General features: G+C 59.9%; 17 protein-coding genes and 3 pseudogenes. 5 read left to right on the top strand and 15 right to left on the bottom strand.

Going from position 1 to position 26,370, the window contains the following annotated elements:
* The first annotated feature begins 14 nt into the window (after positions 1-14).
* The 3 genes from NKH89_RS30760 (at position 15) to NKH89_RS30750 (ending at position 2,362) form a co-directional block, all read left to right on the top strand.
* Entirely contained in the window at positions 15-500 is a 486-nt protein-coding gene (locus tag NKH89_RS30760; RefSeq protein WP_352548640.1) for a hypothetical protein, read from the top strand.
* Complete coding sequence (locus NKH89_RS30755) at positions 500-973, top strand: transposase (RefSeq protein WP_352548559.1); 474 nt, start codon at positions 500-502, stop codon at positions 971-973. The genes NKH89_RS30760 and NKH89_RS30755 overlap by 1 nt, the downstream gene beginning before the upstream one ends.
* A 756-nt stretch (positions 974-1,729) precedes the next feature.
* Positions 1,730-2,362 (top strand): hypothetical protein, encoded by a 633-nt coding sequence (locus NKH89_RS30750; RefSeq protein WP_352483911.1) that lies wholly within the window; start codon positions 1,730-1,732, stop codon positions 2,360-2,362.
* Between the two features lie 647 nt (positions 2,363-3,009).
* Here the strand turns inward: NKH89_RS30750 and NKH89_RS30745 are convergent.
* The 13 genes and pseudogenes from NKH89_RS30745 to NKH89_RS30685 all read right to left on the bottom strand — a co-directional run bounded on the left by NKH89_RS30745 (position 3,010) and on the right by NKH89_RS30685 (position 19,564).
* Positions 3,010-3,891, bottom strand: a complete 882-nt coding sequence (locus NKH89_RS30745) for a PAN domain-containing protein (RefSeq protein WP_352483910.1) — start codon at positions 3,889-3,891, stop codon at positions 3,010-3,012.
* Positions 3,892-4,532: 641 nt separating this feature from the next.
* Positions 4,533-5,132 carry a PAN domain-containing protein gene (locus tag NKH89_RS30740; protein ID WP_352548556.1) on the bottom strand — a complete coding sequence of 200 codons (600 nt, stop codon included), beginning with the start codon at positions 5,130-5,132 and terminating at the stop codon, positions 4,533-4,535.
* Between the two features lie 48 nt (positions 5,133-5,180).
* Complete coding sequence (locus tag NKH89_RS30735) at positions 5,181-6,383, bottom strand: glycoside hydrolase family 3 N-terminal domain-containing protein (RefSeq protein ID WP_352911011.1); 1,203 nt, start codon at positions 6,381-6,383, stop codon at positions 5,181-5,183.
* A gap of 2 nt (positions 6,384-6,385) precedes the next feature.
* A complete protein-coding gene (locus NKH89_RS30730) occupies positions 6,386-7,189 on the bottom strand; it encodes a PAN/Apple domain-containing protein (RefSeq protein WP_352483944.1) in 804 nt (267 codons plus the stop codon).
* A gap of 127 nt (positions 7,190-7,316) precedes the next feature.
* Positions 7,317-8,066 carry a PAN domain-containing protein gene (locus NKH89_RS30725; protein ID WP_352483907.1) on the bottom strand — a complete coding sequence of 250 codons (750 nt, stop codon included), beginning with the start codon at positions 8,064-8,066 and terminating at the stop codon, positions 7,317-7,319.
* Positions 8,067-8,124: 58 nt separating this feature from the next.
* Positions 8,125-9,066 carry a hypothetical protein gene (locus NKH89_RS30720; protein WP_352483906.1) on the bottom strand — a complete coding sequence of 314 codons (942 nt, stop codon included), beginning with the start codon at positions 9,064-9,066 and terminating at the stop codon, positions 8,125-8,127.
* Positions 9,063-11,744, bottom strand: a complete 2,682-nt coding sequence (locus tag NKH89_RS30715) for a virulence factor SrfC family protein (protein WP_352548552.1) — start codon at positions 11,742-11,744, stop codon at positions 9,063-9,065. The genes NKH89_RS30720 and NKH89_RS30715 overlap by 4 nt, the downstream gene beginning before the upstream one ends.
* Positions 11,745-11,759: 15 nt before the next feature.
* Positions 11,760-14,873, bottom strand: a complete 3,114-nt coding sequence (locus NKH89_RS30710) for a virulence factor SrfB (RefSeq protein ID WP_352911008.1) — start codon at positions 14,871-14,873, stop codon at positions 11,760-11,762.
* Positions 14,874-15,223: 350 nt separating this feature from the next.
* Complete coding sequence (locus NKH89_RS30705) at positions 15,224-16,573, bottom strand: hypothetical protein (RefSeq protein WP_352548550.1); 1,350 nt, start codon at positions 16,571-16,573, stop codon at positions 15,224-15,226.
* A complete protein-coding gene (locus NKH89_RS30700) occupies positions 16,570-16,953 on the bottom strand; it encodes a hypothetical protein (RefSeq protein WP_352483902.1) in 384 nt (127 codons plus the stop codon). The genes NKH89_RS30705 and NKH89_RS30700 overlap by 4 nt, the downstream gene beginning before the upstream one ends.
* A 69-nt stretch (positions 16,954-17,022) precedes the next feature.
* Positions 17,023-17,200, bottom strand: a pseudogene (locus tag NKH89_RS30695) (IS5/IS1182 family transposase); the annotation flags it as partial.
* Positions 17,201-17,360: 160 nt separating this feature from the next.
* The gene (locus NKH89_RS30690) at positions 17,361-18,635 is read right to left on the bottom strand and encodes a hypothetical protein (protein ID WP_352483901.1); all 1,275 of its coding nucleotides are present in this window, start codon (positions 18,633-18,635) and stop codon (positions 17,361-17,363) included.
* Positions 18,632-19,564 carry a hypothetical protein gene (locus NKH89_RS30685; protein WP_352483900.1) on the bottom strand — a complete coding sequence of 311 codons (933 nt, stop codon included), beginning with the start codon at positions 19,562-19,564 and terminating at the stop codon, positions 18,632-18,634. Before NKH89_RS30685 ends, NKH89_RS30690 begins: the two co-directional genes overlap by 4 nt.
* Before the next feature lie 474 nt (positions 19,565-20,038).
* Here NKH89_RS30685 and NKH89_RS30680 point away from each other — a divergent pair, with 474 nt between their 5' ends.
* On the top strand, positions 20,039-20,845 hold the full coding sequence (locus NKH89_RS30680) for a hypothetical protein (RefSeq protein WP_352483899.1): 807 nt from the start codon (positions 20,039-20,041) through the stop codon (positions 20,843-20,845).
* Between the two features lie 115 nt (positions 20,846-20,960).
* Here NKH89_RS30680 and NKH89_RS30675 read toward each other — a convergent pair whose 3' ends face one another.
* The gene (locus NKH89_RS30675) at positions 20,961-22,061 is read right to left on the bottom strand and encodes a helix-turn-helix transcriptional regulator (protein WP_352548547.1); all 1,101 of its coding nucleotides are present in this window, start codon (positions 22,059-22,061) and stop codon (positions 20,961-20,963) included.
* Between the two features lie 1,869 nt (positions 22,062-23,930).
* Between NKH89_RS30675 and NKH89_RS30670 the strand changes: the two are divergent.
* Positions 23,931-24,465, top strand: a pseudogene (locus NKH89_RS30670) (transposase); the annotation flags it as partial.
* Between the two features lie 404 nt (positions 24,466-24,869).
* Here NKH89_RS30670 and tnpC read toward each other — a convergent pair.
* Positions 24,870-26,370, bottom strand: a pseudogene (tnpC, locus tag NKH89_RS30665) (IS66 family transposase); the annotation flags it as partial.

Below are 26,370 nucleotides of genomic sequence, written 5' to 3'. Positions count from 1 at the left end.
TGCGGAGCGGGCTAATGCCTGAACGCGACCCCGTCTTCTTGGCGCAAGCGCAAGCCATGATGCGCCAGCATCAGGCTGCGGAGAGCGTGCGCCAGCAGCAGCAAGGGTACGGCAACCCCATCGTGTCGTGGGTGGATGAGGCGAACGGCTTCCGGTTCGTGGCGGCTAAGACGACGGTCCACTGGGGGAGGAATTGGGTCATCTTCCCCAACTTCCTCGACTACTTCATGAAGAAGACGCTCGGCCATGAATGGGGCGAGCGCGAACGCAGCAAGGGCCGGCACCCGCTCTTCCGGTGGTTGCAAAAGACGCAAGCATACAGCAGCCACAAGCCCGGCGACCGGAAGGTGACGACCATTGAGATGATGGGCTTCATCGCGTGCTGGCTGCACCTGGCTTATCTGACCTCTTCAACCGACGATATTGACCGCTCCTTTGCGGATGCTCGCGGGGTATCCTCGCCGCCCGCTACGATAAGGTGCGCGAAGCCGGCATTGTAATGAGCCAGGCAGTGCTGATCGCGGTCGGCATCGAATGGGATGGCAGGCGCCAGATCTTGGCCGTGGAGTGGCCAATCGCGAGAGCCGCTCGGCCTGGAAGGACTTCCTCTCGCGCGCTGAAGGCGCGGCCTCAGGGCGTCGAAGTCGTCTCCGACGATCATGCCGGCCTGGTTGCGGCGATCGGAGAAGTGATCCCGGAAGCACGACGGCGGCGCTACTACCTGCACTTCCTCAGAAACGCGCTCGATCACCTAACGAGGAAACGTGGCGACGATTGCCTGGAGGAACTGTGCTGGCCTACAACCCGCGCGATCTCACCGAGGCCAAGGCTGATTTCGTCGCATGGTTGTCCAAGTAGTCGGGACGTTATCCCCGACTGCCGGCTTGGGTGGAGGAGTCCATCGACGTACGCTGACCTTCTTCCGCCTGCCGCGCCAGCACCACAAGCACCTCAAGTGCACCAATATGCTTGAACGGCTTAAACGAGGAAATCCGCCGCCGCAGCGATGTTGCTATCAAGATGGGCGACCTGCGTGAGCACAAGAAACTCGCTCTGCGCCAAGCCGCATGAGCACCACCACGGCCGCCCCTTTTTGCAGAACTTCACGCACAACCGCCCGAAGGCGATCGATCGGATGGAGAGCTGTGCCGCGTTCGGTCAATGTAGCGATGAAGAGGATAGTCGCTCTAAGAGGTGCCCCGAAACGCCTGAAGATCAAATTAGACGAAGTTCGGCATGCTAGGCCGGGATAATGCGCGGCCAGCGGCAAGGCAACCGAGAAGACTATAGCTGATGCGGTATTCGGCAGCGCAATACCAGCAGTTCCTCAGCAGTCGATTGCCGACTATGCCGCCTGACCCAAATGGGTCAAGCGGATACCAATCAATCAGTGATACGCCTCCTTGTGTTATCAAACACAACATCGAGGTCGTGAAATGATGGGGGTAGCGAAGCTCTTTAGTTGCGACACTCGCTTTGCTGGCGGTAGCCGGCAGCCTGCCTTTTCCACAGGCCGGGGGTTCGCGCCTTCGCTTGCCAATGCGGCGAGGAAGGTTGCCAGGAAGACAGCAATGGGGATGTTTGCGCACCCGGTCGTCAAAGGCTGCACCGCCAGACTCGGCTGCCCTCCGCCACATAATTGCGTTTAAGCCGCGCACTCTGAATCGCTTACTCACCTGACCTCCTCCGCGAGCAGAGAGGGAGGAGGGAAACCTAGGAGGAACAGACCATGCGCTACAAACTAGCAGTTACTATCCTCGCATCAATGATCGGACCCTTCGCGGCCACGACACCCATCGCAGCCAAGACGATCGGCGCGGTGGTATGGGACACCTGCAGAGGGCCAATGTCCAACAAGTACGACAGAATCCGGTATCCGAAAGTGTTCGTCGGCGGCTATCGGCATAGCGACGGCGAGGCATATTGTTTCTGGCGGCACAACAAAGGCCTCAAATATACGATGAAGAACGCCCGTTCCATGATTACCGCCACGCTGAATGATTGCTACAGCGCCGGTTATGACCTGTGCCAAGTAGTCGCCCTAAACGGCTCCCTCACCGAGAACGGGCTCCGAATCCGCAACTTGTCGGTGGCAGACGCCAGGTATTCACGGCAACAAAGGCAGCAACAAACGGCAGGCAACGTGGACGCGTTCTTGAACGCATTCGTTGGCGGGCTCGGCGCGGCTGGGGCTTTCGTACCATCGCCGCCTCGCGAAACGTACCGCCCAGCGCCGCGGTACAACAAACAAGCTGACAATTACATCCGTCAAAACAACAAACAGCTTCTCCCAGGGGGCAGCGTCTGTACCGCCGCGCAGCGGGCGAGAGGTTGGTCAGAGGAACGTTGCATGCTGAACTAGGCTCAAACCGATCAGAGACTTGAGGCGGAAAAGCTTTCCTGATTCACGTATGATGGGAATCTCGGGAAGTGGCGCATGGCGCTCTTCTCGTTGCCGGATGAGGCGTGGGCGGCGATCGAGCCGCATTTACCCGGGCATCAGTCCGGCGCCAGGCGGGTCGAGGCAGCCTTGATCATCGTAGGCCTCTTCGGAGGGACCAGGTGCAACTTGATTTCGGAAGTCCTCAGCTTTTCACGGGGCACGTGACGTCTATCGTTCGATGAGTCCTTCTGGATGATCTCGCTGCGATTGCGCCCAAAGTCTTGTATCGAAGCGGTGCCATCGGTGGTAGTAGGCCGTCCGGAACAATCGTCCTTGGCGAATTTGAATATGGGACGATCCGAGGAGGTTTGGTCGAGTTGCCTCGCGCCAGCGGCAAGGCGGCAAGGCTAGGAAGTGGTGCAAGTCGAATGCTGCATTTCCTCTGTCGGTACGCGGCGATCAGCGACAGCACCAGAAGGGGAGGGAGGACGCTCTTCTCTGTACAAGCTCAACCAAGTACTATTGCCAAGCTTGACACCAGGAGCGACAAAGCTTCTTGGGCTTCTGCGAACAAGAAGCCAATTCCTTCTACCTTTGCACGTGATTGAGTTCACCTGGAGGAGAACTCAATCTTGGCGTTTTGCGCCGCTGCTAGTTCCCTGACTACTCGAGTATTCGCCTGGTTGATCGAAAAGAATGCAGCGCCGCTGCGATGCTGTGAACGAGAACGCCACACATTGATTCAAGGCCCAACATTCGCTCCCGCATTTGTCCCGGCTCCGTGCTGACAGGACATGAAAACCATCCCCCGGGAAAGCCTTGTTGTTGAAGTATTCGAAGTACATGTCGGCCTGCGACGAAGTCGGAGTGGCAAGGCTGGAAAGGACACCGCTGGTGGCGCGGGCGTTCACCAGAAGCTGCCCAGTTCCCTCCTTTAGGAAGCACTTCCTGTTCCAAGCATCGAACGTGTAGGCTCGACACCAAGCGTCAGCGCTTCGACACATACCTTCACATTGGTCAGCATCCAGAGCCCCGATTGTTTCGGTCGCCTCGCCGGTGAGATCCCTATTGCGAAATCTCGTGAAACTCGCAGGCGGTGGCGAAGCCGTGGCTTCCTCGATCGGTGGCTCCGGCGGTTGAGCCGCGACAGGCGGATTCGAGGGCGGATGGTAGCCCATGACCAGACTGCGAGTGCCGGCGATGTGTGGCTGGCTCTCGCTGGCGCCGGCGACGTTCTTGAACAGCCTGCAAAGTCCGTCTGCAAACGAGTAATCGAAACCGGCGCAGCCTGAACGGGTGGAGCAGAGCTTCCTGCAGGACTCCATCGGGATGCCGACCTTCGCACTGACTTCTCCATTGAGGAAAGTCTGTGGATAGTTGAAGAGTTCCTCGGTCGATTGCGCCTTCGCTGACCGAATTCCGACCAACGAAACGACAGCAGCCGTAACTGCGCCAACCAGTGCCAAAAGGAGCCCGGGGATCCTGTAGCTAGAGCTGCCAACCGACATGCACGCTCCTCGTCTGCGCCAGCGCCAATGACCTCGTATTTGTTTTCTTGGCTACAGGCTCCAACGCTACCTTCCTTTCAATCTTGCGCATCCCCACCAAATCGGCCGATTGTTGTTCGAGGCATTTGATATTGCCTTTATCCGGGACTCAGCCAGAGGCTTCCCACCAAACAGGCAATTGCTAGCCAGAACAGAAGCGCGATCCGCCACTTATGGACGAGCCGGGTTACCCGAAAACGCGTTTGCCATTCGTCGGTACCTGTGTCGTAGGCGCGTATGCCAACGAAAACCACGAGCAGAGCTAACGGAGCAACCCACTCTAAATTACCAACGTCAGGATGCCCGAGCCAAGGAATGACAACAATCGAGACTAGAATGGTAAGAAGCAACTCGATCCTTTTCACTTTGTGCCCTTCCTTGACTTCTTCTAGAGAGGTTCGGAGCGCATCAGGCATTCATCCCGGCAATTGAGCCGCGACAGGCGGACCGGCCGACGGAGAGTAGCCGGTGATCAGACTGTGCCGGCGGTATCTAGCTCGGCTTCGCTGGCGCCTTTGAGCCGTCAGCCGACACGTATTCTCCCTACCCAAGCCGCGGCTCGCGCCTGCGCTGACGTTCCCGCAACCAGCGAGCACCCGAATTCACATCCCTGGCGAGCAAAACTCGCCCGCCGGCACTTGGAAAACGCCTCTCACAGTCTTGCACATTTTAAACCGCCCCCCTTGCTTCTTTACCGGTTCTTGCTGCTGCGGCACAACGCGGTGGGCGGCGGCCGGCTTGGATTTGCGAACGCCTTTTTTCCGCGTGCTTTTCGCATTCTCGTGTAGCTTCGGAACCGGCACGTTAAGACCGTTAACCTTTGGCGGTTGAGCCGCAGCAGCAGGCGGATTGGTTGGTGGATGGTAGCCGATGATGAGGCTGCGGGTGCCGGCAGTGTATAGCCTGTTTTCGCCCGCGCCGTCGACACTCGAGAACAGGCTGCAAAGTGATGCGGCCGACGAGTAGCTGAAGCCGGCGCAGCCGGAACGGGTGGAGCAGAGATTCCTGCAGGATTCCATCGGGACACTGACCTGTGCGGTGCCGATCCCGTTCAGGAAAGTCTGTGGATAGTCGAAGAGTACCTCGGTCGATTGGGCGTTCGCTGGCCAGACTGCAACCGATTGAACAACGGCAGCCGCTACTGTGCTAAGCAATGCCGTTAGAAGTTCTACGACTCTGTACCTAGAGCCATCAGCCGACATGCTTCATTTTCCTTGCCCCAGAGGCTCGCGCCAGCATCGTCCCACGCGCTAACGTTCTCTCACAGTGATTGTTTCCTTGGCAACAGCCGGCGCAAGCTTCCTTTTCAAGCGCATGACGTTGCCGTAAGATTCTCGTATTCGTTCAAGCATTTCCGGATCTTCGCGAGCTTCCTCAGACAAGAGATCAGCTATCTTTTCGGGGATCGAAGGGTCAGGATGTTTGTCGTTGGCGAATATCAGGATGTCATTCCCTGCTAGAACGGCTTGCCGCACTGAGTCTTCAAAGCTGAGGCGGTCGGTGATGCCCTGCATCTGCATGTCGTCACTGATGATCACTCCTGAGAAGTGCAAGGCTTTTCTCAGGAGCCCCGTCAACGTCGCGCGGGAAAGAGAAGACGGAACGTTGCTCGAACCGGACAGCCTGTCGTTTATGACATGCGCGGACATGATCATGTCGACGTCGCCCGATCCGATCAGGGCTTCGTAAGGAAGAAGCTCCTCCGTGCTCCATGTCCCGGTGACGTCTGCCATGCCCTTGTGAGTGTCCTTGTTGCTGGAACCGTGTCCCGGAAAGTGCTTCAGCGCGGTCAGAACCCCCTTCGCCCGATGCGCTTGCACGAAAGCCCTCGAGTAGGCCTCGACCTTATACGGATCCGCGGAAAAACTTCGTCCGAGCTTTCCAATAATGGGATTAGCAGCATTGAGATTGACGTCGACCACCGGGGCTAGGTTGAGGTTGAAACCCAAATTGGAGAGACCTGACGCGAGGTCTAGGTAAACAAGGTTGGCTGCGTCTGGAGTCATGGTCTTTGCGACCGCTGCCTCGCTGGGGGTCTCCTTGAATCCGACGGCGCTCGTGAGCCTCTGGATGCGGCCACCCTCCTGGTCGACCGCAATGAGCAGTGGGGCTGCGGCGACTCGCTGCAAGCCTTCGTTCAGTTGCCGCACTCCCTTAAGACTACCTATATTGCGCCCCAGATAGATGACTCCCGTTATTGTTCCGTCTTCGGCTTGTCTGACGACCCTCCTGTAGCCCTCGGCATCCGGGTCGCTGCCGACGAAGCCAACCAGCACCATCTGACCGATCATCTGACGCAATCTGGCGTCTTCGATCATCCGGTGCAAATTGGTCTCTTGAATTTTAGCTTCCGACATCGGTTCCGCCCGCAATGGACTCGAGAGAGCTTCTGCTATGATGCCACCCAAGATGGCACAGGCGACAGCAAGAACAGGTGCGATCCGCGGCGGCATCTTCAGTCCCTCGGAGAGACGGGGCGGACAAAGTCAGGATAAACCGTCCGTTCAGACTTTCGCGCGGATGTCCTCGTTTTGGAGCTCCTGACGGGAGAGAGGTATGTACCGCTTTTCAGGTAGCAGCGATTGGGCCTCGTGACATATGTAAATCCGCCGCATTGGCTGTCCGACCCGCACTGCTGCATGCATTCCTGGTACGAACGCGCCGGCCAGTCATTTAGGTCATTGCCTAGAAAATCGCTGTTCATGAAGAGTTCCCATTCGGTGCTCAGGGTCAAGGCGGGCTGCGAAGGCTTTGCCTTGAAATAGAGGCCCGAAGTTCCGCCCGAGTAAGACTGCACGAAATCGTAGCCCGACTTCAGAAAGCAGCGGTTCGCTTCTTGGTTGTAGGTGAATGCACGGCAGGAGGCATGGCCGTCACACATTACCGAGCATCTTTCGGCATTGGATGCAGCCAAGCCTTTCGGCACGATATCTTGGCCCCAGAGATCAATGCCACTGAAAGACGCGTAGTACCAGGACTCGGAGTTGACGGGATCGGGGTATCCCGGAATCCGTTGGCGCGTGCCGGCAGTCGAAAGCGGATCTGACTGAGCGGAGCCAATTCCTTCGAACAGGCGGCAGATGTTAGTTGCAGAGGAGTGATCAAATCCAACGCAGCCCGAACGTTCTAGACAGATTTTCCGGCAGTCATCCAGAGGTCTCTCGAACCCCGCGCTGGTGGTCCCTTTCAATGCAGTCTCTGGATAGTCGAGAAATTCCCCGGGCTCCTGTGCAGATACTCTGGGCACAATTTCGGGCATCGCTAGCAAAAGGGACAGCAGCAGCGCGGCCGACGCGATCCTTGCCGCGAACGCGCTAAACCGATGACACCTCTGCTGCATACTCGCCTTCCCCTAAGCCCAAACCCCCGATGAAAACGCGGCCTGGTCAGGGATTGATCGACCCTTCGCAGTAGGTGGTGCGAAGGAAGTTTTCGTATGCGTTGGCGTGGTTCGAGCCGGAATCGCTGGATTCGAGACAGAGTGAGTTCAGGAGGCTGTTGGCTTTCGGATTGCCCTCGAGCGCAAGTTCGAAATAGGAACGCGCGGCTTTGTTGGCATCGATTCCGTCGACGCGATCCGGCGCAAACGTCCTTGGATCGTACCAGCGCGCCATTTCGAGTTTCGCATCCTGGTTGCCTCTCTGCGTGGCAAGATTGATAGCCTCCATGCCGACGCTCCGATCTCCACGTTTGAACGCCTCCTGGCTCAGGGCGAAGAGTTCATGACCATCCGTGTCCGTTTCCCTGAGCTTCGCCAGCCTGACTGCGAGTGGAGGATTTGTCGGACCGGGGCAATTCGGTACAAGGCTGCGCGTCTCCGAGGTCGAGCCACTCCCCGAACGGCAACCAACTACGCTCGTAAACAGGCGGCATTCGTTCTTTTCAGAGTGGTCAAAACCTTGGCACCCGGAACGGCCTTCGCAGAGTTGCCGACATGCTTCCAGTTTCATGGGAACCTGGGCGCTGGTGATCCCGTTCAGCACAGTACCCGGATAGTTAAAAAGCTCGACGGGCGCGGCAGCATCCTGCGCGCCCGCCGACACGGCGGTGCAAAGGAGCATTGCCGCGGCCGCCACAGAAATACGGAGGGGCAGGGCACATAAAGCAAGATACTTCTCTAGGTTGCTCTTCCGCATGCTTCCATTCCTCCGAAGATTCCACAGGCGGCGGGTTGCCAGGCCTTGTCATTTGTCATTATTCTAAAGTCCCTTCGCAATAAGTGTTCACCAAGAACCCGTCAAAACCGGGACCTTGAGGAGAACTCGCGCTTTTCGCGCAGAGGGAACGAAGCAGTTCCTTGGCCCCCGTTTGACCCTCTATCGTCAGCTCGAAATAGGTCCTCGCAGCCTTGTTTGCGTCTGGCCGATCTGCTTTGGCGGGATTGAAGGAACCCGGATCGTACCAGCGCGCGACTTCGAGCTTTGCGTCCTTATTGCCCCTTTCCATCGCAAGATTGATCGCCTGCAAGCCGATCGCTGCGTTGCCTTTTTGGTATGCCTCGCCGCTCAGGGCGAACAGTTCAGCACCGCTACTGTCCGTCCGCTTCAGCCTCTCGAACTTCACGATCAAAGGCTCGGGCTTAGGTATTATCCAGTATCCTCCGACCGCCGACAGCAACACCAACGGGATCAGAAGGTATAGGTACCGCCGCCTCTTCTTTGGCAGTTGCACAGGCGGAGTTCGGTCCTTCGGCTTCTCTTCCTCCTCCTGGGGCGGGTCGACGATCTTTTCTATGACATCGTCGGAGGGCTTCTTGATAGGCGTGAATTTCGGAGGGGGGGTCAGCCCTGCGCCCCAATTACCCGGGCGAGGGGTGATCGGCGGCCAGAAGGCGTTGCCCCATACGTCATGGCCGTCGACTTCGATCCTAACTTTGGTGTCCACCCTAATGTTGTCGCAGACCTCGGGCGAAACAGCCACCGTGGCCGAGTTCGCGGAACGGCTGACGACCACGGCTTCTATGGTCGCCGGGCTCGCCTGCCATCCGGCATCGCCAAGATACGGAGTGTCGGAGGTCTTGCGTGTTATCGTCAGGCGCAACTGCGGAGAGCTGCCCAATTGCTGCGGAAATTTTACCAGGGCATGCCAGAAGAGGCGCTCTTCGTCCTCTGTGACGTCGATCTTAACCTCCGTCATCGAACCGCCCCAGCCAACCCGGCAGGCTGCGTCGCCGACGCATCGAGCGCCTCCAGGATAGCCCTCAAGCGTTCGTTCTCCCCGACGTTGACTGTGACCCCTTCGCCTGAAAGGACATTGTCGGTGACCAGTTGGTTGAAGGCGTACATCCATTCCGAGAGGGCAAGGTAGGAAAAGTTCCGACGCTCCTTGCCAATCCCGTCGCAGTTGGAAACGTTCGGGCGGCGGGCAAACACCTTGACCTCACCGTCTTGGCCGTCAGGAGCCGATGGCCGCTTGTCCTCGGGCACCGCCTCGAAACCGAGCGTGCTGACGAAACGGTTTATGCGGCTCGTCGCCAGGAACCCTGCCTTCTCGAGCAGGATGGCAGGATTCTCGAGAGCTCCCGAGAGCTTGGCAAGGTCCTCGGCTATGCTCTCTTCGACCCCAGAGCGGCGCGCTGCGGCAGTCAGCTCCGCGATCAGCTCGCTTGCCAATTCCTGGCCAAGGCCAATGGCGAGCAATGCGCTGTCGTTTCTCGCAAGAGCAGAAAGCCCGTCCACCCAATGCCTCATCGCGGAGCGGGCGAGATAGGCTTCGCGCGCGGGCGCTTTCTGCGAAACAGACTGCGAGGACACCGCGGCAGTGGCCACCTTCGTTCTCCCAGGCAGATGAGGAGGTTGTCGGGGCCCTGTACGCCTTCTCGAGGTGGGGTCCGATTGGGTGCCTTCCTCCGGCGCGTTCTGGCGCTTGAGACGGTTGCCGTAATCGATGTGAAGATGTTCGGAAATTCCGCTTTGCGAAATCTGCAGCAACTTCATCGCGAGGCCGAACTGGTCCCGCTCCCATGCTTCGGTCAGGCCCCCAAGAATCCGGTCTGTTACCTCCCGGCGCTCGGCAAGGCGCGTATTGATGTCGCTGTCGACGAAATATGGCGCCAGAACGCGCCGGATTTCATTGACAATGATGCCAACGCGGCCGCGGATTTGCCCATATTTAATCTCGGGACGGCAGATTGCCGCAAGGTTCTCCGCCAGATAGCTTACGCCACCGTCGTTTAGTTTCAGAGCCTCGTCGAAAGCCCTGGCCGGTTCACGGAAGTGCTGATTGACTTCATCGACTTCGAGATAGGCTTCGCGCAGGGCGGCCACTTTCGCCACCTTGTCCGGCAAAATTGCGACCTCGTCACTGCCCTTGTACTTGATCAGGAACTCGGCCTTGAAATTCGGGTTCCGGAGCCAGAACGTGTTGTTGAACGGCCTCTTTGGTGTCCACTCGGACGGCCACTTGTGGGCCTTGCCGAAAAAACGCGTCAGCGAAGATCCCAACCGCGCGCCGAAACGATCCGCCAGACTCTGCCCTTCATCCCCTGCTCTTTCGTTGAAGTGCTTGTCGAACATAGTCAGCACCAGGAACAGCGCAGTCTCGGCGTTGGCCCGCTCTGCCGGAGTCGCGCCATGCGAAGTCTGGATCCAGTCGTCGATCATGTCAGGGAGCGTGGCGACGTCCTGGTTCGAGTCTTTGATGCAGAGCAGCATGCTGGAGAGTTCCTGCTCGGCCACGTATCGGTCAAACAGGAAGGCCACCTTGCCTCTGACGAAAAGGTCTTTAAGCCCGTGCGGGTTAAGCTCGAGGAAAGACTCGATCTCCACCTTCTGGCGGCTCCGCGCGCCGGGGAAGTCGAGGAGGTCCGTGTGTTCGAAAAACGGCCATGGCTGTTCAGAAATCGCGATGCGGAGTTCAGCGGCCAAGGCGGTAATGACCGGCTTCGGAAGCGAAATTGCGGAACCCTTCATCGGCTGGATGAGCAGTTCTTCCTGGCCAGGTTTTCCGAGACCGAGCAGTGTTTCGACGTCGATGATGCTGCGGTCCCTCGGAACGATCGCCTCGATCGGGCAGTAGGCCTCGTTGGGGAACCCGAGCTTCTCGAGCGCTTCGGCGAGTTCGAGGTAGATGTCGCTGAACGCCTGAACCCCGCCCCATAGCACGGAAAAGAGGTCGGCCCGCCCGGCAACGGAAAGCCGCGGCGCAAGTGTTGCCGCCTCTTCCCAGTACGCGCCGAGCGTCTCGATGTTCGGCATTCCAGCGAACTGCTTTTCGAAATATTCCTGGATGTCCCATACGTCCTCTTCGGTCATGCCTCCGGCTGGCGCTTTCGAAGCGGCCCGGCCGCGGGCTTCTTCCAATGCGGATACGACGGCATCTGGCGAGAGCGGCGCACGCTTTTTCGCGTCGCCATCAAGGAAGAAACTGTTGCCGAGAATTTTGGCGGCGTCGGCTTCGCTGAGCATTCGCAGGACGACCGGCGCGCCCGGAGGGCTCGGCTCTTCGCGAACCGAGAAACGGGTGACAAGCCCGGTGGACTCCCGATCCCCACCCGGATTGATCTCCCGGATGAAGTCGACCTCCCGACCGAGATCGCCAAAGCGGGCCATCAAGGGCGCGCTTCCATGGCGGGCCAGGACCGACACGAGATAGGACTTGCCGGCCTGGCTCGGGCCGAACACCCCGACGCACATCGGGCGGTCGATCGCCGCCATCGCCTTTCGGGTGGAGACGATCGTCTTTCTGAGCTGCTGCTCGGCTCCTCCGCGCGTGCTGCCAACCCGATCCGAGTTCGCAGCGGTTCCGATCCACGCAAGCCCATCCTGCGCCGATTTCAGCGCGGTGTCACAGGCTTTCTTCAATTCCTTACGCATGCTTAAACCGCCGTTTCACTGGATAGAGATTATTCCCGTGTCGAGCCAGTAACCGTCACCTGTCTCGACCGCTAGCGTGTCCAGCTTCAGCTCCATCAAACGCTTGACCGGAATGCCATCGGCGTCTTCCGCGTCCTGGATCACGAATTCCTCGCGCGTCGCCTCGCTTGACAGAAGGGCGATCTCGCCCGTCTCGTCCCCTTCCGGAACCTGCACGTTGCGCCCGATAGTGACGCGGACTGGATTGTTTATGCTTCTCGACGAATGCATCTGAGCGGTCGTCAGCTTGTAGAGTGGCGTTGCCACCCAGCGCTCCAGCGGAAGTTGCCTGAAACCGAGGCGAGTCGGGCTGTGATAATCGAACTCTGCCTCGTCTGCAGAGGCAGTTGCGGCATCGAGGTCGACCTCCGAGAAAAGCAGCCTTTCGTCCGGTAGCGTCGCGTTCCCCTGGAGCCGCCCGATGTAGCGGGCGGTCGACTTCATCCTGAGGTACTTGGAATAGAGCGTGAAGTCGGTGAGCTGCCGTTCGGAGAGCGCGCACAGCATCGCTCCCACGACCGCGGTTGTCTTCGGATCGTTGATGTGCGTGTTGCTGAGGCCCCGGAAGGGATACCACGTGCCGACGCGATAGTCCTTGATCGGAATGACGCAGTCGGCGCGGACGGACATCTTGTTCACGAACAGGTTTATCATCTGCGGCAGGCGCATCGGCCGCCCGGTCAGCAGCACCACGTCCACGTCCAGATGGTTGATCGCTTCCGCGATGTTGTCGAACGCGCCGTCGAATATCGACAGGACGCACTCCTCGACCGCCAGAGGGTCTATCGCGATATCGCAGTCAGCGATATTGAAGTCGCCGGCTCCGAGCGCACCCATGTTTTCCTTGAGATAGCCGAGTATGCGCGCGGCCACGGGAATGTCGCCTCCGGACTCCATCGTCCAGCCCCCCATCTCGAAGAAGCTGCCGGCCTTGCGGATTTCCGTCTTGCGGCTTGTCGGCGGCATTGCTTCGCATTCAGAAAGGAGCCCGATTGCGATTGGCTGAAGGACCTGAAGCACGAATTGTCGGCGCAGGTGTTTTTCCTGCTCGGACATGTTCGGATTGTCTCCCGCGAAGCGGGCTTTTAGATAGTTCCGCGCATTTGGCAGGCCTGCCTGGGCGAGCCCTTGCTCGAGCTTCGGGATCACGACTCGCTCGATCACTGCCTTGAGGAGGTCGTCACCCGCGATGCGGAAGCCCTCTCTGAAGTTCTGGTCGGGAAAGATCGCAACGTTGTCGGTCTGGTAATAGGTCGTAACCATGAGGTCGCTTGTGCCGCCGCCCACGTCGACGCTGGCGATGCGCAGAGAGCGCTCCGGCTTCCCCTTGGATTTTGGCGGTGGAAGTGTCGATGGCCTGTCCCTGTCCTTGCCAAGCACATCGAACAACGTCCTGATGGAGCCGCCCAGCTTGTGCACCGCCTCGCCATACAGATAGACGAGATGAACCGAACTCGCCTCGTCCCACGAGCAGTGAATTTTCGGACGCTCGCTGTTGATGCCGCCGCTGCCCCATTCTGACAGGGACCATAGCAGCTTGACTGCGGCTTCCGCGCGCGACCGGAGGATGCGCTGCTCCTGGACCGGAGTAGCGGACGGGATCGTGATGATGATCCTGCGGAGGCGGCGGGGAGAGTCCTTGAGTCTTCTTTCGCGACGCGCGCCGGGATTGTTCATCATGGAAATCGCCTGCGCGATGATCTCGACGAGCATGAACGTGAAGAAGGACGACCTCGAGAAGCAGAAGCGGCTCGCCGTCTGCATCTCGCTCTCCCTGACCCTCAACTTGAAATCGCGCCTGTCTTGCTCGATCTGTTCGATAACGTCGCCCCTGTCGTTTACGAAACGGTACATTGAGCGCTCGATCGGCGGCTCTGGCGAATTCGAACGGAACTTCCACTCCTGCAGAACAGGATCGGAACTCCACAGATACCGCTTTGGCGAAGAAAGCCCGGTCGCGGCCTCGGTGCCTTCCGACTCGCCGCGCAGGCGCGAGGCTTCGGGGCCAATGCGCAGCAGGCTTGGCCAGAAGAACGCCCGGGGCCGGCCAGACCGCCTTGCGATGTCCTCCGGGCCGAATTCCCCGGCTATCAGCTCGCACTGGCTCTCGAACGGATCGCGATAAACGAGCTCGGGCTTCGAAAGGTCCCGTAGCTCCAGGACAACGGAGTTGTTGAGGTCAACGTTCACGTCGTCCGGAAACGACTGGATCAGAAGTCCGCATGCCCGCGAGTTTCCGATGTCCAGCACGAGGTCCACGTCGACCGGCTGAACGTTTCTGTTTTCGCTCACCGTATCGATGAGGGTGACGCGAATCGGCTTGATCGCGCTGGCGAGAAACTGGACGAAGGTCATGTACCGGGCGAGATGCTCGAACTGTTTACCCTCGAAGTCCTCTGGCCGAAGCTCCCGCCCTCTCCTCTGGAGCTTCTTGATCGCATAGAAAATGTCCTTCACCCAGTCGTCCAGCCACTTCTGCGCGTCCACAGGGCCTTGCCCGGGAAGTTCGACCTTGTGGGACAGGAATGAGATGATGTCCGGAATCTGGCTGACGAACCGAAAAGACTCCGTCCTCATCGCGTCTTCCGGACTGGGCGCCAGATAGGCGCGGTTCGGCTTCCGGGGGGCGAGCGAACTGTCGAACGCGAAGATCGCCCTATGCGTTCCCTTCCGGTCTCCGTAGGCCTTCCTGGTTTCGGTCACCCTTACACGGACCCAGTCGGTCGGGCCCTGCGCGTATATTTCGTTGCCCAGCGCGTCCTTTCCAGGTTCAATCTTGAAGAACGGCATCGGGACCCAACAGTCCAAAAAGGTCTCCAGCGCCTTCGCACTCGAGATAGGGTACTCTATGTCGTCTCCTTTGGGGGGGTAGGGCTGCTCGTCCGATTCGGGATCGTCGTCGTTCCAGTTCGGAAGCAGGCGGACCAACGTCTTTCCATCCGAACCCGTTTCGCCCGGCGACAGCCGTTCGATGAACGACCTCGACAGGCGCGGAGTCGCGTCGACGTCGAACCCGAACTCGACGAATTGGATGCCGCTGTCCGGAACCAGCGTAAAGCCGTCGCTGAAATCGGCGAGGTTGGTCAGCATGCGGTCGCCTCATCGGGCTTTGCCGGGGCAGGCGCTGTCATGGCGTGTCTAACCCCGTGGCTTTCAACAGCAGATTTTTTGTCTGGCGTATCGAGGCCGCCACCCGGTTGTTTTCTCAAGCACATGGTCCTTCGCCCTCTTCGGCCCAGCCTGCGCCACCCGACCGATGCGGGCCGCAGCCTCTGTCCCGTCTCCAACCCGAAGCGCATCTGGTCGAGCTGGGAACCAGAGCGGCCCCTTTGCTCAAGTTGACAACATTCGCCAGCATCCGTGTTTCCTGCATCCTTTGCACTGCCTCTTCAGACGATCTCCATAAATCCGCGTCAAGCGGGGCAACGTCATATCAGTGTCTATTGCTTGCAATCTGTAACACACATGGTAATTTCGTTTGTTTCAAAATTGCAATTAGGCAGAGTATCGCTGTAATTCCAAGTTAGGTGTTTCGCTGTCCCAATGACTCCATCTCCTTTTGCGGCTCCTCGCGTCACAGTATCATGACAAATTGTCTCTTTTCCATCAAGGCGAAACCTAAGATCAAAATGGATACTAATATCCCTGTTTTTAATCTTTGTAGACCATGGATTTACAGTGAAGTCGTAAGTGCCCTGTGGAATGTCGTCTTGCCACACGATGTTCTCGACGGGTTCAGAACTTATGTTTTTCTTCAGATTCCTGTTTGAATCGCGGTCTCTTACGCCATCGCCACAGATCCCAGGACCCGTGGCGCCTTTGTTGCCGCCAAGAATTCCTCCTGGGCAGGAGGCAATAAGGTCAAGGTCGTCCAGGGTTTGCCATGACAATGTCACCTGCAGCTTTCCGGTGTGCCCCTCTCCTAGGCTCTTGTCCATAGCCTTCGACTCCTTCGTCTGCGCCGGCTTGGGAATGCACGAAGTCAGGTGCCGCCGCAGTTGGACCTCGACCGCTGCTGCTTCCGTGATGAGTTGCTGCGTCCGCAGGCTGGCCTGGTCCAGGGGCGGCAGCGGCGCTGCCAGGGCGCAGTAGGCGCCTTCGCCCTTTCCGAAGGCGACGGTCCCGAACGGTAGGATCAGGCCGCAGGCCGGAATCAGCAGCCATGCGGTCGCCCCCGCAAGCACTAGGGGGACGAGCCAGACGAGGCTGCCGACGACCCACCGCCACCAAAAGGCCCCGGCGGAAGTCCCGGCCACCCGTCGCGCGGACTGCTCCGTCTGACGCGCCACACTCGACAGCTGGCGGTCACTGACGTCGATTATCTCTCCCTTGCCGCTCGTTACGGCGTCGTGCTTTTCGTAACCCCACGCCGTGACCACGAGCATTCCGTCGCTGCCGTCCGAACCGCCGGAGACCCAGACGTTCTCGTCTCCGGGGAACGTCACTGCGTTGCGCAGCGCAGTCGCCGTCGACTTGGCCGCCGGGTCGGAGCGGGCTTCGTGCGCGGCCGCCGCCCTGAGAACTGCCTGGACGGCTTGGTAGAGCCGCGTCTTGTAGACGGCAGACGTTTCGGGCGGAAAATCCGTCAGGCGGACGAGAGGCTCGTCGCGCTCGGTGTACCAGTCGATCCCGGAGCCGTCCGTGCGCGGCACGGGCTCGGCGAGCTCAAGACCGATCCCGGCGGGGAATTCCCGGCCCAGCACCGCCTGAAGCCGGTGGACCGAGCGCTCCGCCGTCGATCCGAGGGACCGCATCTGGCTGAGCGTAGTCGTTGTGACGAACTGGCTCATTGGGGCGGTACCGACGCGTCGCTGTCGGCTTTCTTCCCGGCTTCCTGGAGCGGAGGGCCAAAAACAGCGGGGTCTGCATCGCATGCGGCCTTCGCAAGCTCGGCTTTCATTCTGCCGATCTGCTCTTCGACAAGCCGGTTGACTTCCGCGCTGTCCACGACGGGAGCCATCGGCTGGGGCGGAAGCACTTCCGGATAGAGAAGGTGAGTTGGCCAGAGCCAGGCCACGTAGACCAGGCAGGCGGCGAACACCAGCGAAAGCGCCCCAAGCGGCCAAAGCCAGGAACGCCTGGGCCTTGACGAAGCCGCGACCTCCATCCCCAGGGACAAACTGGCGGCCTCGGGTGCAATGACGCGTCGCGGTGGAGTTTGGCCGGCCATCTTGAACCCTCCGACTTACAGCCCACACCTGACCTGGTACCCCGGGCGATATGCCGCTCGGAAGGTATCGGTCAGGCAGGGGTCGACCAGCAGGCCATGGCGGTTCTCCATCAGCCGATGAACCACAGCTTGGTCTCCTTGCCTTGCCCCTTGCAATAGGGCCGCGCATCCAGATCGGTGGTTGAGGCATGCGTGTCGTTCGATCGATTTTGGGATGGAAGCTCGCTTCGACATTGCGCCCGCCCCCTTGGCCGAGCCGTCGTTCGGCACTTCGCAAGCAAAGACGCGTCGATCCCCAACTCGACCAATGGGATTCCGCTGTCCGGCACCGGCGTAAAGCCGTCGCTGAAATCGGCGAGGTTGGTCAGCATTTGAGTAATCCTGCCAGTGGGGCCGACTTGCCGCAGTCATGGGACATCGAACTCCGTGACTTTCAGTTGCGTCGCTTCGGGGGATGTTTCAGTCAGCACGCCGTGGATGGGTGGTTCCGCTGATTTGCCCTTTTTGAGTTTGAGGATGACGTCGAATTCGGTCCGCGGGGCCGGATCTCCGTGCTTGTTGTACATCCTCACGTAAACCTCGTAGTGTCCGGGCGGAGGCTTGCTCGCCCACGATATGTGTTCGACAGGATCGGTCCTCTCCCCATTGAGGTTCGTGTCGATGTCGTGCTTGCCACCGCATGCCAAAGTTCCAGATAGAGGCACCATTTCGCCGCCTGGGCATTTTACGAAGAGGTCCAAGTCTGTCCGGTTATTCCAGATGAGCGTTACCTGGGTGTAGCCTTGCTCCCCGTTCGCCTCTATGACGCGTATGTCCGCTTCCTTCACTGGATCAAGCTCGGGCTTTGGTTCTGGAACGGGTGGAGCGCACGAAGTCAGGTGCCGCCGCAGTTGGACCTCGACCGCTGCTGCTTCCGTGATGAGTTGCTGCGTCCGCAGGCTGGCCTGGTCCAGGGGCGGCAGCGGCGCTGCCAGGGCGCAGTAGGCGCCTTCGCCCTTTCCGAAGGCGACGGTCCCGAACGGTAGGATCAGGCCGCAGGCCGGAATCAGCAGCCATGCGGTCGCCCCCGCAAGCACTAGGGGGACGAGCCAGACGAGGCTGCCGACGACCCACCGCCACCAAAAGGCCCCGGCGGAAGTCCCGGCCACCCGTCGCGCGGACTGCTCCGTCTGACGCGCCACACTCGACAGCTGGCGGTCACTGACGTCGATTATCTCTCCCTTGCCGCTCGTTACGGCGTCGTGCTTTTCGTAACCCCACGCCGTGACCACGAGCATTCCGTCGCTGCCGTCCGAACCGCCGGAGACCCAGACGTTCTCGTCTCCGGGGAACGTCACTGCGTTGCGCAGCGCAGTCGCCGTCGACTTGGCCGCCGGGTCGGAGCGGGCTTCGTGCGCGGCCGCCGCCCTGAGAACTGCCTGGACGGCTTGGTAGAGCCGCGTCTTGTAGACGGCAGACGTTTCGGGCGGAAAATCCGTCAGGCGGACGAGAGGCTCGTCGCGCTCGGTGTACCAGTCGATCCCGGAGCCGTCCGTGCGCGGCACGGGCTCGGCGAGCTCAAGACCGATCCCGGCGGGGAATTCCCGGCCCAGCACCGCCTGAAGCCGGTGGACCGAGCGCTCCGCCGTCGATCCGAGGGACCGCATCTGGCTGAGCGTAGTCGTTGTGACGAACTGGCTCATTGGGGCGGTACCGACGCGTCGCTGTCGGCTTTCTTCCCGGCTTCCTGGAGCGGAGGGCCAAAAACAGCGGGGTCTGCATCGCATGCGGCCTTCGCAAGCTCGGCTTTCATTCTGCCGATCTGCTCTTCGACAAGCCGGTTGACTTCCGCGCTGTCCACGACGGGAGCCATCGGCTGGGGCGGAAGCACTTCCGGATAGAGAAGGTGAGTTGGCCAGAGCCAGGCCACGTAGACCAGGCAGGCGGCGAACACCAGCGAAAGCGCCCCAAGCGGCCAAAGCCAGGAACGCCTGGGCCTTGACGAAGCCGCGACCTCCATCCCCAGGGACAAACTGGCGGCCTCGGGTGCAATGACGCGTCGCGGTGGAGTTTGGCCGGCCATCTTGAACCCTCCGACTACCGCCCACACCTGACCTGGTACCCCGGGCGATATGCCGCTCGGAAGGTATCGGTCTATCGTCTTCTCGCTGTGCCGCGCGAACCCCGCGCAAGAGGAGCTGGCTTCCTCCGGCAACATCCCCCAATTCGTGAGGGCAGGGTCCTGGCCGACGGCGAAGATGGAGTTTTCGTCCGCCACCTTGAACATAGCTCGGACGGTCTCGCCGATTTCCTGGTCGGCTTGCGCCGGACGAAGGGCCGCAATCCGCTCGGCCAAGTTCGACTCGACCCGGGACCGCATTCCTTCGTCGAACCGCTTCGGCTCCTGGTCGAAGCTGCCATACCACGCAACAACGACCAGACGGGCACAGCCCTTCCGTTCCTTGACGATCGGCTCGGGCAACAGCCTCGACGCATTTTCCCCGCACAGTTCGTCAATGCGGGCAAAAGTCGTTTCGCAGTCACGCCATAGGGGAGTCCCCGCAACAGCCAATACGTCGCCGGTGCGTGCCTGTGTTGAACGAATGAAGTGGGCGTTGCCCCCCCCAGCCATAGTCTGTTCCCCTGCCACACGTATTGACCGTTAACCATGCGGCATCCCGGCCAGGATATTCGACGGAAAGGAAACGCTATGTCAACGAGCCCTCAAGTAGATTTCTTCACACTTGCTTTAACCGGAACGGGATCGCACTCAGATTTCCTTGCTTAGTCGCAGCTGGGTCTATTTTGGCTCCGATTTTGCCTTGCGGCATCCCCCATTTGGGGCTGGAAAAGTAAACGCTGGAGGACTACTGTGCGCGCCGCGCCAACTTGTCGGACGCCGTGGGGACCGCCGGGGCAAAAGAAAAGAGGGGTAACCTGAAAAACTGCGGTCAGCCATGAGGTTCTGGCCGTTCTATGGCGCCAGAGCGCCATAGCCCGAACGGGCGGCCGCTTTTATGCGCCGTGATCTTATCGTTATTGACATCAAGACACAGAGTTCTCGCCTACTCAGGTCGAGATCACCAGAGATACAGCGGGGGGAAACATGTTTGCGAGCCTTTTTCGCTGCGGATTCCTCGGGCGCCTGCTTGTAGCGGTCGGCGCGTCTTCGACAGCTCTCGTTATCTTGGCTGGAATTCAACTGGCGAGCGCCCAGGCCACGGCAGAACTCTTCGACTATCCAGTGACTGCCCTGGACGGGACCGTAAGCGCGAAGGTCGTCGCGCCCTTGCAAGCATGCCGTTCCCTTTGCTCCTCGCGCTCGGGCTGTGTCGGCTTTGACCACTCGTCCGAAGGCAGCATCTGTCGGCTTTTCTCAATCGTGGGCTCAGCCCACCAAAGCTTGGTGTCGACGGCAGCTGCGCGAAACCTGATCGCCGGATATCGTCCTCCCTCAAATCCTCCTGTGGCTCCCGCTGCCACTCCCGCCGTCCAGCCGAAGCGAGCTGTTGCGCACCCGGAGCCGCCGGACGTCAGCGGCCGCAAGATCACTTATCGTACAATTCCCGGAGACCCGCGCCCGATCGGCTGGGTCTATATCAATGTTTGCAGCGGAGCCCCGGTCGACGCGGAGTCGTTGCGCAGGTCGATCAACGATTATGTTTTCGAGTCGTTGCGGCTCATTCCCGGCAGGATTGAACAGTTCGACAGGGACACCACGCCGCAATGCACGCTAGTGCCCAAGGCCATCGGTTATTCCGCGACGAATGCCGGTGATCGGAGAATCGGAGCGGCGTTGGAGGAATTGGGTTCGACCCTTCGTCCTTTGGGAATCGGAACACGACCAGACGGCATGTTGCCGATGCAAGGCTCGGACCGCTATCGCATCGACATATGGCTTAGTCATCAGTAAAAGGCGGCGCGCGCGGAGCTCTCGACCCGTTTGGGTCACCTGCCTCGCGATAAGCCATTTTGTGCGAACGCAACTGTCGCCTTCGATCAATCCCAAATGGCGCCCGTGTGGGTGCTCATAATGTCGAGATGCTGTTCAATCTGGCAAGTAAGGCGACCAACTCCGCCTGCCGATGAGTCTCAGTTTTCATGAATATGGCTTTGAGCTGGTTCCTCGCGGTTTCGAAGGAGATTCCCAAATGTTCCGCTACGGTCTTCAATCCGTCGCCCGATGAGATCCGGCAGGCCAGCCTTGCCTCGGCTGAGGTCAGCCCAAAACAGGTCCGCACCGCAAACTCGGGCGGTCGAATATAAATATCGGGATCAATGAAGACTATGACAGCCTGACAGGACCCAAAGGCGTTCGAGGTAATTTTTCGAAGGCGCAACGGATAGGCCAGCACGGGTCTGCCATACCGTCGAGGCAATGAGATTGGCGGCATCATTGCTGCCGGGTGCGGATTACGCAATAGAGCGTGTAAGGCGCGGTCGAGGGCATCCGTGGCGTTTCTGTCGAACGAAGCCAGATGGCGGCCAATGAGCAGAAGATCTTGACCAAACATTTTGCCGGCAGGTTCATTGACCAGAATCACTGCCGCGTTCCGATCAAGCATTACTGCGGGCGTGGCGCTTGCGCTAAAAGCATCCATTGCACCTTCGGCCCGTGCGTGGCCGAGCATCCGAGCCAAGGCTGCCGCGGGACCTAATAGTTTTGAGAGCTCGGCAAGGCGCTGCATCTCGGAAGGCGAAAATGGCCCTTGCTGGATCGACCGCTGAATTGATAGGCACCACAAGTCATCGCCAGCTGCAACCTTTACGCCCGCAAACCATCGTAAACCGAAGGGGGTTAGAAATTCCTGATAATACGGCCGCTTGGCCATGTCCTCAGGCGTCAGAACGTCAAGTTCGCTGACAACCCCTCGGCGCACCATCAGCGGCACTAAGTCATAGCGGTCGTCGCGGTCAATCCAGCCATCCCGGACGTATGCTTCGAAAGATGGGCTCATTTTGCGACTGCGCGGGATGCTGGGCAAATGGCTCCTCATATCGAAGAGCATCGCTCCAAAGCTTCCCGTGGCCTCAGCAGCAACGTCCATCGCCGCATCCCACCGCGACGGCTCGACCGCGGCTTCAGCCATCGCGTTGGCCACTCTATCCAGATCGAAAGCTGCACCCATGTCCATTCCGCTATCGCACGAGGGCTTCGAGCTATATTGGCAGATTTGAAATTTCAGTGACATCCCGACTGGAGCTACACAAATCTCTGGCTGCGGCGCGCAGTATCAACTGTATCATGCCGTGTTTGTGATCAATATCAACCGGAGAGGAATTTGTTCCATCTCTATTCTCATGGCGCACTCTATTCTCATGGCGCACGATTCGATCGGCACCCGACACAACATGCTTGTGAAGGCTGAGTGCAGCTGCGGCAACGTCCGCTACTGCCGTTCCGCCTGATGATGGTATATGGCGGCGGCGATCCGCAAAACACGAATTCGATTGCAGCCGCTGCAGCCCCACCGTGAGGACCACGCTCTTCGAAGTCCACCGGAGCACCTGCGGAAGCGGCTTATGATCCACAAGCCGATGAAGGTCGACGGGAAGGTCCATTGCGTCACCGAGTGGTTCCGGGCATGAAGACCGCCTCAACGTTCTCGGCTTGCCCGGAAAGCTACAAAAGTTGAGCTGGCTACCCCCAAGTCCTATTGAGCGCTCTCTGCTATGCACTGTCCATTAGACATATGCTCGCCTGATGGGCAATCTGGGCTGTTTTGGAAGACCGGCGCTGGTCGCTGCGGTGGCGGCGGACGATAAGGGGCAGGTCGACGGTAAACAGGTGCCCGCCGAGGTTGGGAAAGCGTCTGGTTCATCAACGGCACAAATGCGTTCGTGGTTGAATTAATTTGGGCTGTGGTGCAACCAGATGCGCAAGTCAGTCCGACTAGTATAGGAATGATAATCGTACGCACGATAGTTCCTCCCCTCGGTTATTGCTCGTCCCCTTTGTATTAAAATCCCCGCCAACTTGGTTTATAGGTCGTGAGCCATGCTCACCGCCATGCTCGCATATTCTGCTCCTGTTACACGGGTCTTCACCACCTGCGGAATAGTGCCCCAGACATCCCCCGGCCCACAAAAGTGCCGATGCGGCAACCGTTCAAACTAGCGCGGCCCACGGTGGGCTTCATCCATCGATTGGATGACGCGGGTTAGGATGTCGATGCTTTCGAACTGGTTCCTGCCGCATGCGGGAGTGCCGAATTCAAGGGGGTGAGCGAAAACGGGCTCCTGATACCATTCTCGCCCCTGAACAGCCCGACAATTGGCAAACTCCGCGGTAACAAACTGCAATAGAACCAGGCACGTACTCTTAAAGACGGGTTAGATCGTGCCGATCGACCGCCACGCGACGCCACGCCGACCGAGACGAGAGAGGTGCGGGCGCCGAAGGTAGTTTCTCAGCAGAATCACAGGCCAGATCTTCCCCGCACTGGCGCAAGTCCTGCTGGGCCTCGATTTGGCACAATTCTCGAAAAATATTGGTAATCTTTGAGGTTTTCCAAACCTCCAATTGCCATTTGCGAAAGCTGCGTGGCTTACCCAATAGTGCAGCGACATATCACAATACTGCTTTCGGGGATCTTGGCTTGTAGCCAGCCTGTCGATTAGAAAGCCGTCGGGGGCTGCAGTCGTCAGAATCTTTGCGACACTTGCCCGGGCCCAATTCACCGGGGTGCCGCGGTGGCGCTTTGGGCGGTGCAGGCACCCTCTTGCCGGCACCAACTTTGTTCCAATATCCTTGCGGCGGCGCCGCTGCCACACGTCGGCTCCCCTTCATTTGATCAGCCAGGTTGTTTCGGGCATGTCTTCGCAGTCGATATGGCCAGGCCAGCCACTAGCACGTAAGGTCAAGCCTGGCATGTTTTGCCGTACCCGCAGTCGTGCTAGGGATACGCTTCCATCATCAAGGCGGCTGCAGATCGGCCGCAGCTGTTTGGCGCTATCGACGAGGACCCCCGGAACACGGCCGAAGACTGATTGCCAGACGCGGTGCGTTCGAGCAGGCGGTGATCCAAGCAGTGGCGGACGATCCGTTGTCAGCCGAGTTAATGGGCACCATACTGTCGGCACGCGCAGTGCTATGGCGAGAGTATTGCCGGCTGCACGATCTCGTCCGTGAAAATGGGGGCGCGCAGCGAACCTTGCCTGCGCTTCATGGCCATCCGCGCAGTCGGCCCGGTGGCGGCGCTTTCGTTCATGACGGAGACCCACGATCCATCGCGCTTCCGCCGTTCGCGCGACCTCGCGGCCTGCTTCGGGCTGACTTCGCCGCGCTCGCTGGCAGTCGGGCACCTCGAGTTCAGGGCCGCATCTCGAAGGCCGGCGACGCGAACATGCGTCGCGTGCTCTACGAAGCGACGTCGAGACTGATGACCCGCTCGAGGGCAAGGACAAGGTCAAGATCTGGAACCGGGAGATCGCCAAACGCTCCTGCATGTCGGCCAAGCGACGGCGAGCCAGGGCGACGCCGCGCAGCGCGCGCATGTCAAGGACCGCAAGCTTCTGGGAGCGCATCGATGAGTGTGCGACGGCGGATCAAACGCATGGCGCCCGCACGCTGACGGACGCCATCTGAACAACGAGATCCGTGGGCCGGATTAGGACCTGATGCAAACCAGGAACAACGGACCGCACATTATCCTGCCTGCGGCCGCGTCGACGATGAGACGGCCGACCTTGCTCGACAGCCCGTGACGATGCTCCGTCAGTCCGATTGAAAAGCGCGCGACGACGATTCGAGTGCTGCGAAACTATCCCGTCGCGGAGCGCCGAAGACTGCGCGGCGCACCGGAACTCGACGCCCAAAGGTGGAATCGTAGCAAGAGAATTGAGGCGTATATTATCGTAGCCGATAGCAGGAACGACGATGCGCACAAAGTATCGCCAAAACACCTAAAACGAGCACACAACCGTAAGCGGTGTTCTCAGGCCACGGCCTTTAGCTCGGCCGCCCGGATGTAGGCCCAAGGCAGCAGGTCGTCGATCCGGTTGTTGGGATGGCCGTTGAGGATCCTGGTGAGGACGTTGGCGAGATAGCCGAGCGGCTCGACACTGTTGAGTTTCGTTTCGATCAGCGACGCAATGACGGCCCAATGCTCGGCGCCGCCGTCCGAGCCAGCGAAGAGCGCGTTCTTGCGGTTGAGCGCGATCGGGCGGATTGAGCGCTCGACGGTGTTGCTGTCGATCTCGATGCGGCCGTCGTCAAGGAAGCGCGAGAGGCCTTCCCAGCGCGAGAGCGTATAGCGGATCGCCTCGGCGAGCTTCGTCTTCTGACTGATCAGGCCGAGCTTTTCACGCAGCCAGGGTTCGAGATCGGCGATAATAGCGTGGCTATTTTCCTGACGCATCGCACGGCGTTCATCGGCCGATCGGCCGCGGATATCGTCCTCTATTCTGTATAGCTCGGCGATCCGTCTCAGCGCCTCGCCGGCGATCGGCGCCGGTCCGGACACGGCCAATTCATAGAACCGCCGGCGAACGTGCGCCCAGCAGAAGGCGAGCGTCACGCCGCTCTTGTCGGCCAGCACACGATAGCCGCCATAGCCGTCGACCTGCAGGATTCCAGTGAAGCCTGCGAGATGAGCGATCGGACGCTCGGCCTTCCGGTCGGGTGCATAGACATAGGCGACGCCCGGCGGGTCGCTCCCCTCCCATGGTCGGTCATCGCGGGCATAGGCCCAGAGCTGCCCAGTCTTGGTCTTGCCGCGGCCGCGATCGAGCACCTCGCCGTGGTCTCGTCAGCAAAGAGCTTCGGCGACGCCTTCAGACTGCCAAGCAGCCGCTCATGCACCGGACGCAGATGCCAGGCGGCGCGGCCGACCCAGTCGGCGAGCGTGGAGCGATCGAGAGCGATACCCTGCCGGGCGTAGATCTGCGCCTGACGATAGAGCGGCAGATGATCGGCATATTTTGAGACCAGGACCTGGGCGACCGTTGCCTCAGTCGGAAGGCCGCCCTCGATCAGCCGGGCGGATGCGGGAGCTTGGATCACCACGTCCTCGCAGGCACGGCAGGCATATTTGGGCCGCCGCACGACGATCACACGCAGCTGCGCCGGCACGATATCGAGCCGCTCGCTCACGTCCTCGCCGATGCGATGCAGACCATTGCGGCAGCACGGGCAGGCTTGATCCTCGATGTCGACGACCATCTCCACGCGCGGCAGATGGGGTGGCAGCGCGCCCCGGTTCGCTCGGCGCTTTGCGACACGCGCCTGACGTTCGCCAGGAGCGGTCTGTGCCTGCTCTTCCTCACCGGCGGCCTCGATCTGCTCGGCTTCCTCAAGCCCCAGGAGCAGCTGGTCTTCTGGCAGCGTCTCGGCACGACGGCCGAAGCGGTGACGCTGCAATTCCTTGATGATCTGGATCAGGCGGGCGTTCTCGACGTCGCGCGCCAGGACCATCGCCTTCAGCGCGTCCGGATCGT

Source organism: Mesorhizobium sp. M0923, assembly GCF_040319365.1.
In the GTDB taxonomy this organism is placed as follows: Bacteria; Pseudomonadota; Alphaproteobacteria; order Rhizobiales; family Rhizobiaceae; genus Mesorhizobium.
Note: the sequence above shows the minus strand (reverse complement) of the source record. Positions and strands in the feature narration are given on the sequence as shown.

Excerpts from the sequence above, each read along its gene's own strand:
- NKH89_RS30760 (WP_352548640.1), top strand. The coding sequence starts at position 15 with ATGCCTGAACGCGACCCCGTCTTCTTGGCGCAAGCGCAAGCCATGATG.
- NKH89_RS30755 (WP_352548559.1), top strand. The coding sequence starts at position 500 with ATGAGCCAGGCAGTGCTGATCGCGGTCGGCATCGAATGGGATGGCAGG.
- NKH89_RS30750 (WP_352483911.1), top strand. The coding sequence starts at position 1,730 with ATGCGCTACAAACTAGCAGTTACTATCCTCGCATCAATGATCGGACCC.
- NKH89_RS30745 (WP_352483910.1), bottom strand. The coding sequence starts at position 3,891 with ATGTCGGTTGGCAGCTCTAGCTACAGGATCCCCGGGCTCCTTTTGGCA.
- NKH89_RS30740 (WP_352548556.1), bottom strand. The coding sequence starts at position 5,132 with ATGTCGGCTGATGGCTCTAGGTACAGAGTCGTAGAACTTCTAACGGCA.
- NKH89_RS30735 (WP_352911011.1), bottom strand. The coding sequence starts at position 6,383 with ATGCCGCCGCGGATCGCACCTGTTCTTGCTGTCGCCTGTGCCATCTTG.
- NKH89_RS30730 (WP_352483944.1), bottom strand. The coding sequence starts at position 7,189 with ATGCCCGAAATTGTGCCCAGAGTATCTGCACAGGAGCCCGGGGAATTT.
- NKH89_RS30725 (WP_352483907.1), bottom strand. The coding sequence starts at position 8,066 with ATGCGGAAGAGCAACCTAGAGAAGTATCTTGCTTTATGTGCCCTGCCC.
- NKH89_RS30720 (WP_352483906.1), bottom strand. The coding sequence starts at position 9,066 with ATGACGGAGGTTAAGATCGACGTCACAGAGGACGAAGAGCGCCTCTTC.
- NKH89_RS30715 (WP_352548552.1), bottom strand. The coding sequence starts at position 11,744 with ATGCGTAAGGAATTGAAGAAAGCCTGTGACACCGCGCTGAAATCGGCG.
- NKH89_RS30710 (WP_352911008.1), bottom strand. The coding sequence starts at position 14,873 with ATGCTGACCAACCTCGCCGATTTCAGCGACGGCTTTACGCTGGTTCCG.
- NKH89_RS30705 (WP_352548550.1), bottom strand. The coding sequence starts at position 16,573 with ATGAGCCAGTTCGTCACAACGACTACGCTCAGCCAGATGCGGTCCCTC.
- NKH89_RS30700 (WP_352483902.1), bottom strand. The coding sequence starts at position 16,953 with ATGGCCGGCCAAACTCCACCGCGACGCGTCATTGCACCCGAGGCCGCC.
- NKH89_RS30690 (WP_352483901.1), bottom strand. The coding sequence starts at position 18,635 with ATGAGCCAGTTCGTCACAACGACTACGCTCAGCCAGATGCGGTCCCTC.
- NKH89_RS30685 (WP_352483900.1), bottom strand. The coding sequence starts at position 19,564 with ATGGCTGGGGGGGGCAACGCCCACTTCATTCGTTCAACACAGGCACGC.
- NKH89_RS30680 (WP_352483899.1), top strand. The coding sequence starts at position 20,039 with ATGTTTGCGAGCCTTTTTCGCTGCGGATTCCTCGGGCGCCTGCTTGTA.
- NKH89_RS30675 (WP_352548547.1), bottom strand. The coding sequence starts at position 22,061 with ATGGGTGCAGCTTTCGATCTGGATAGAGTGGCCAACGCGATGGCTGAA.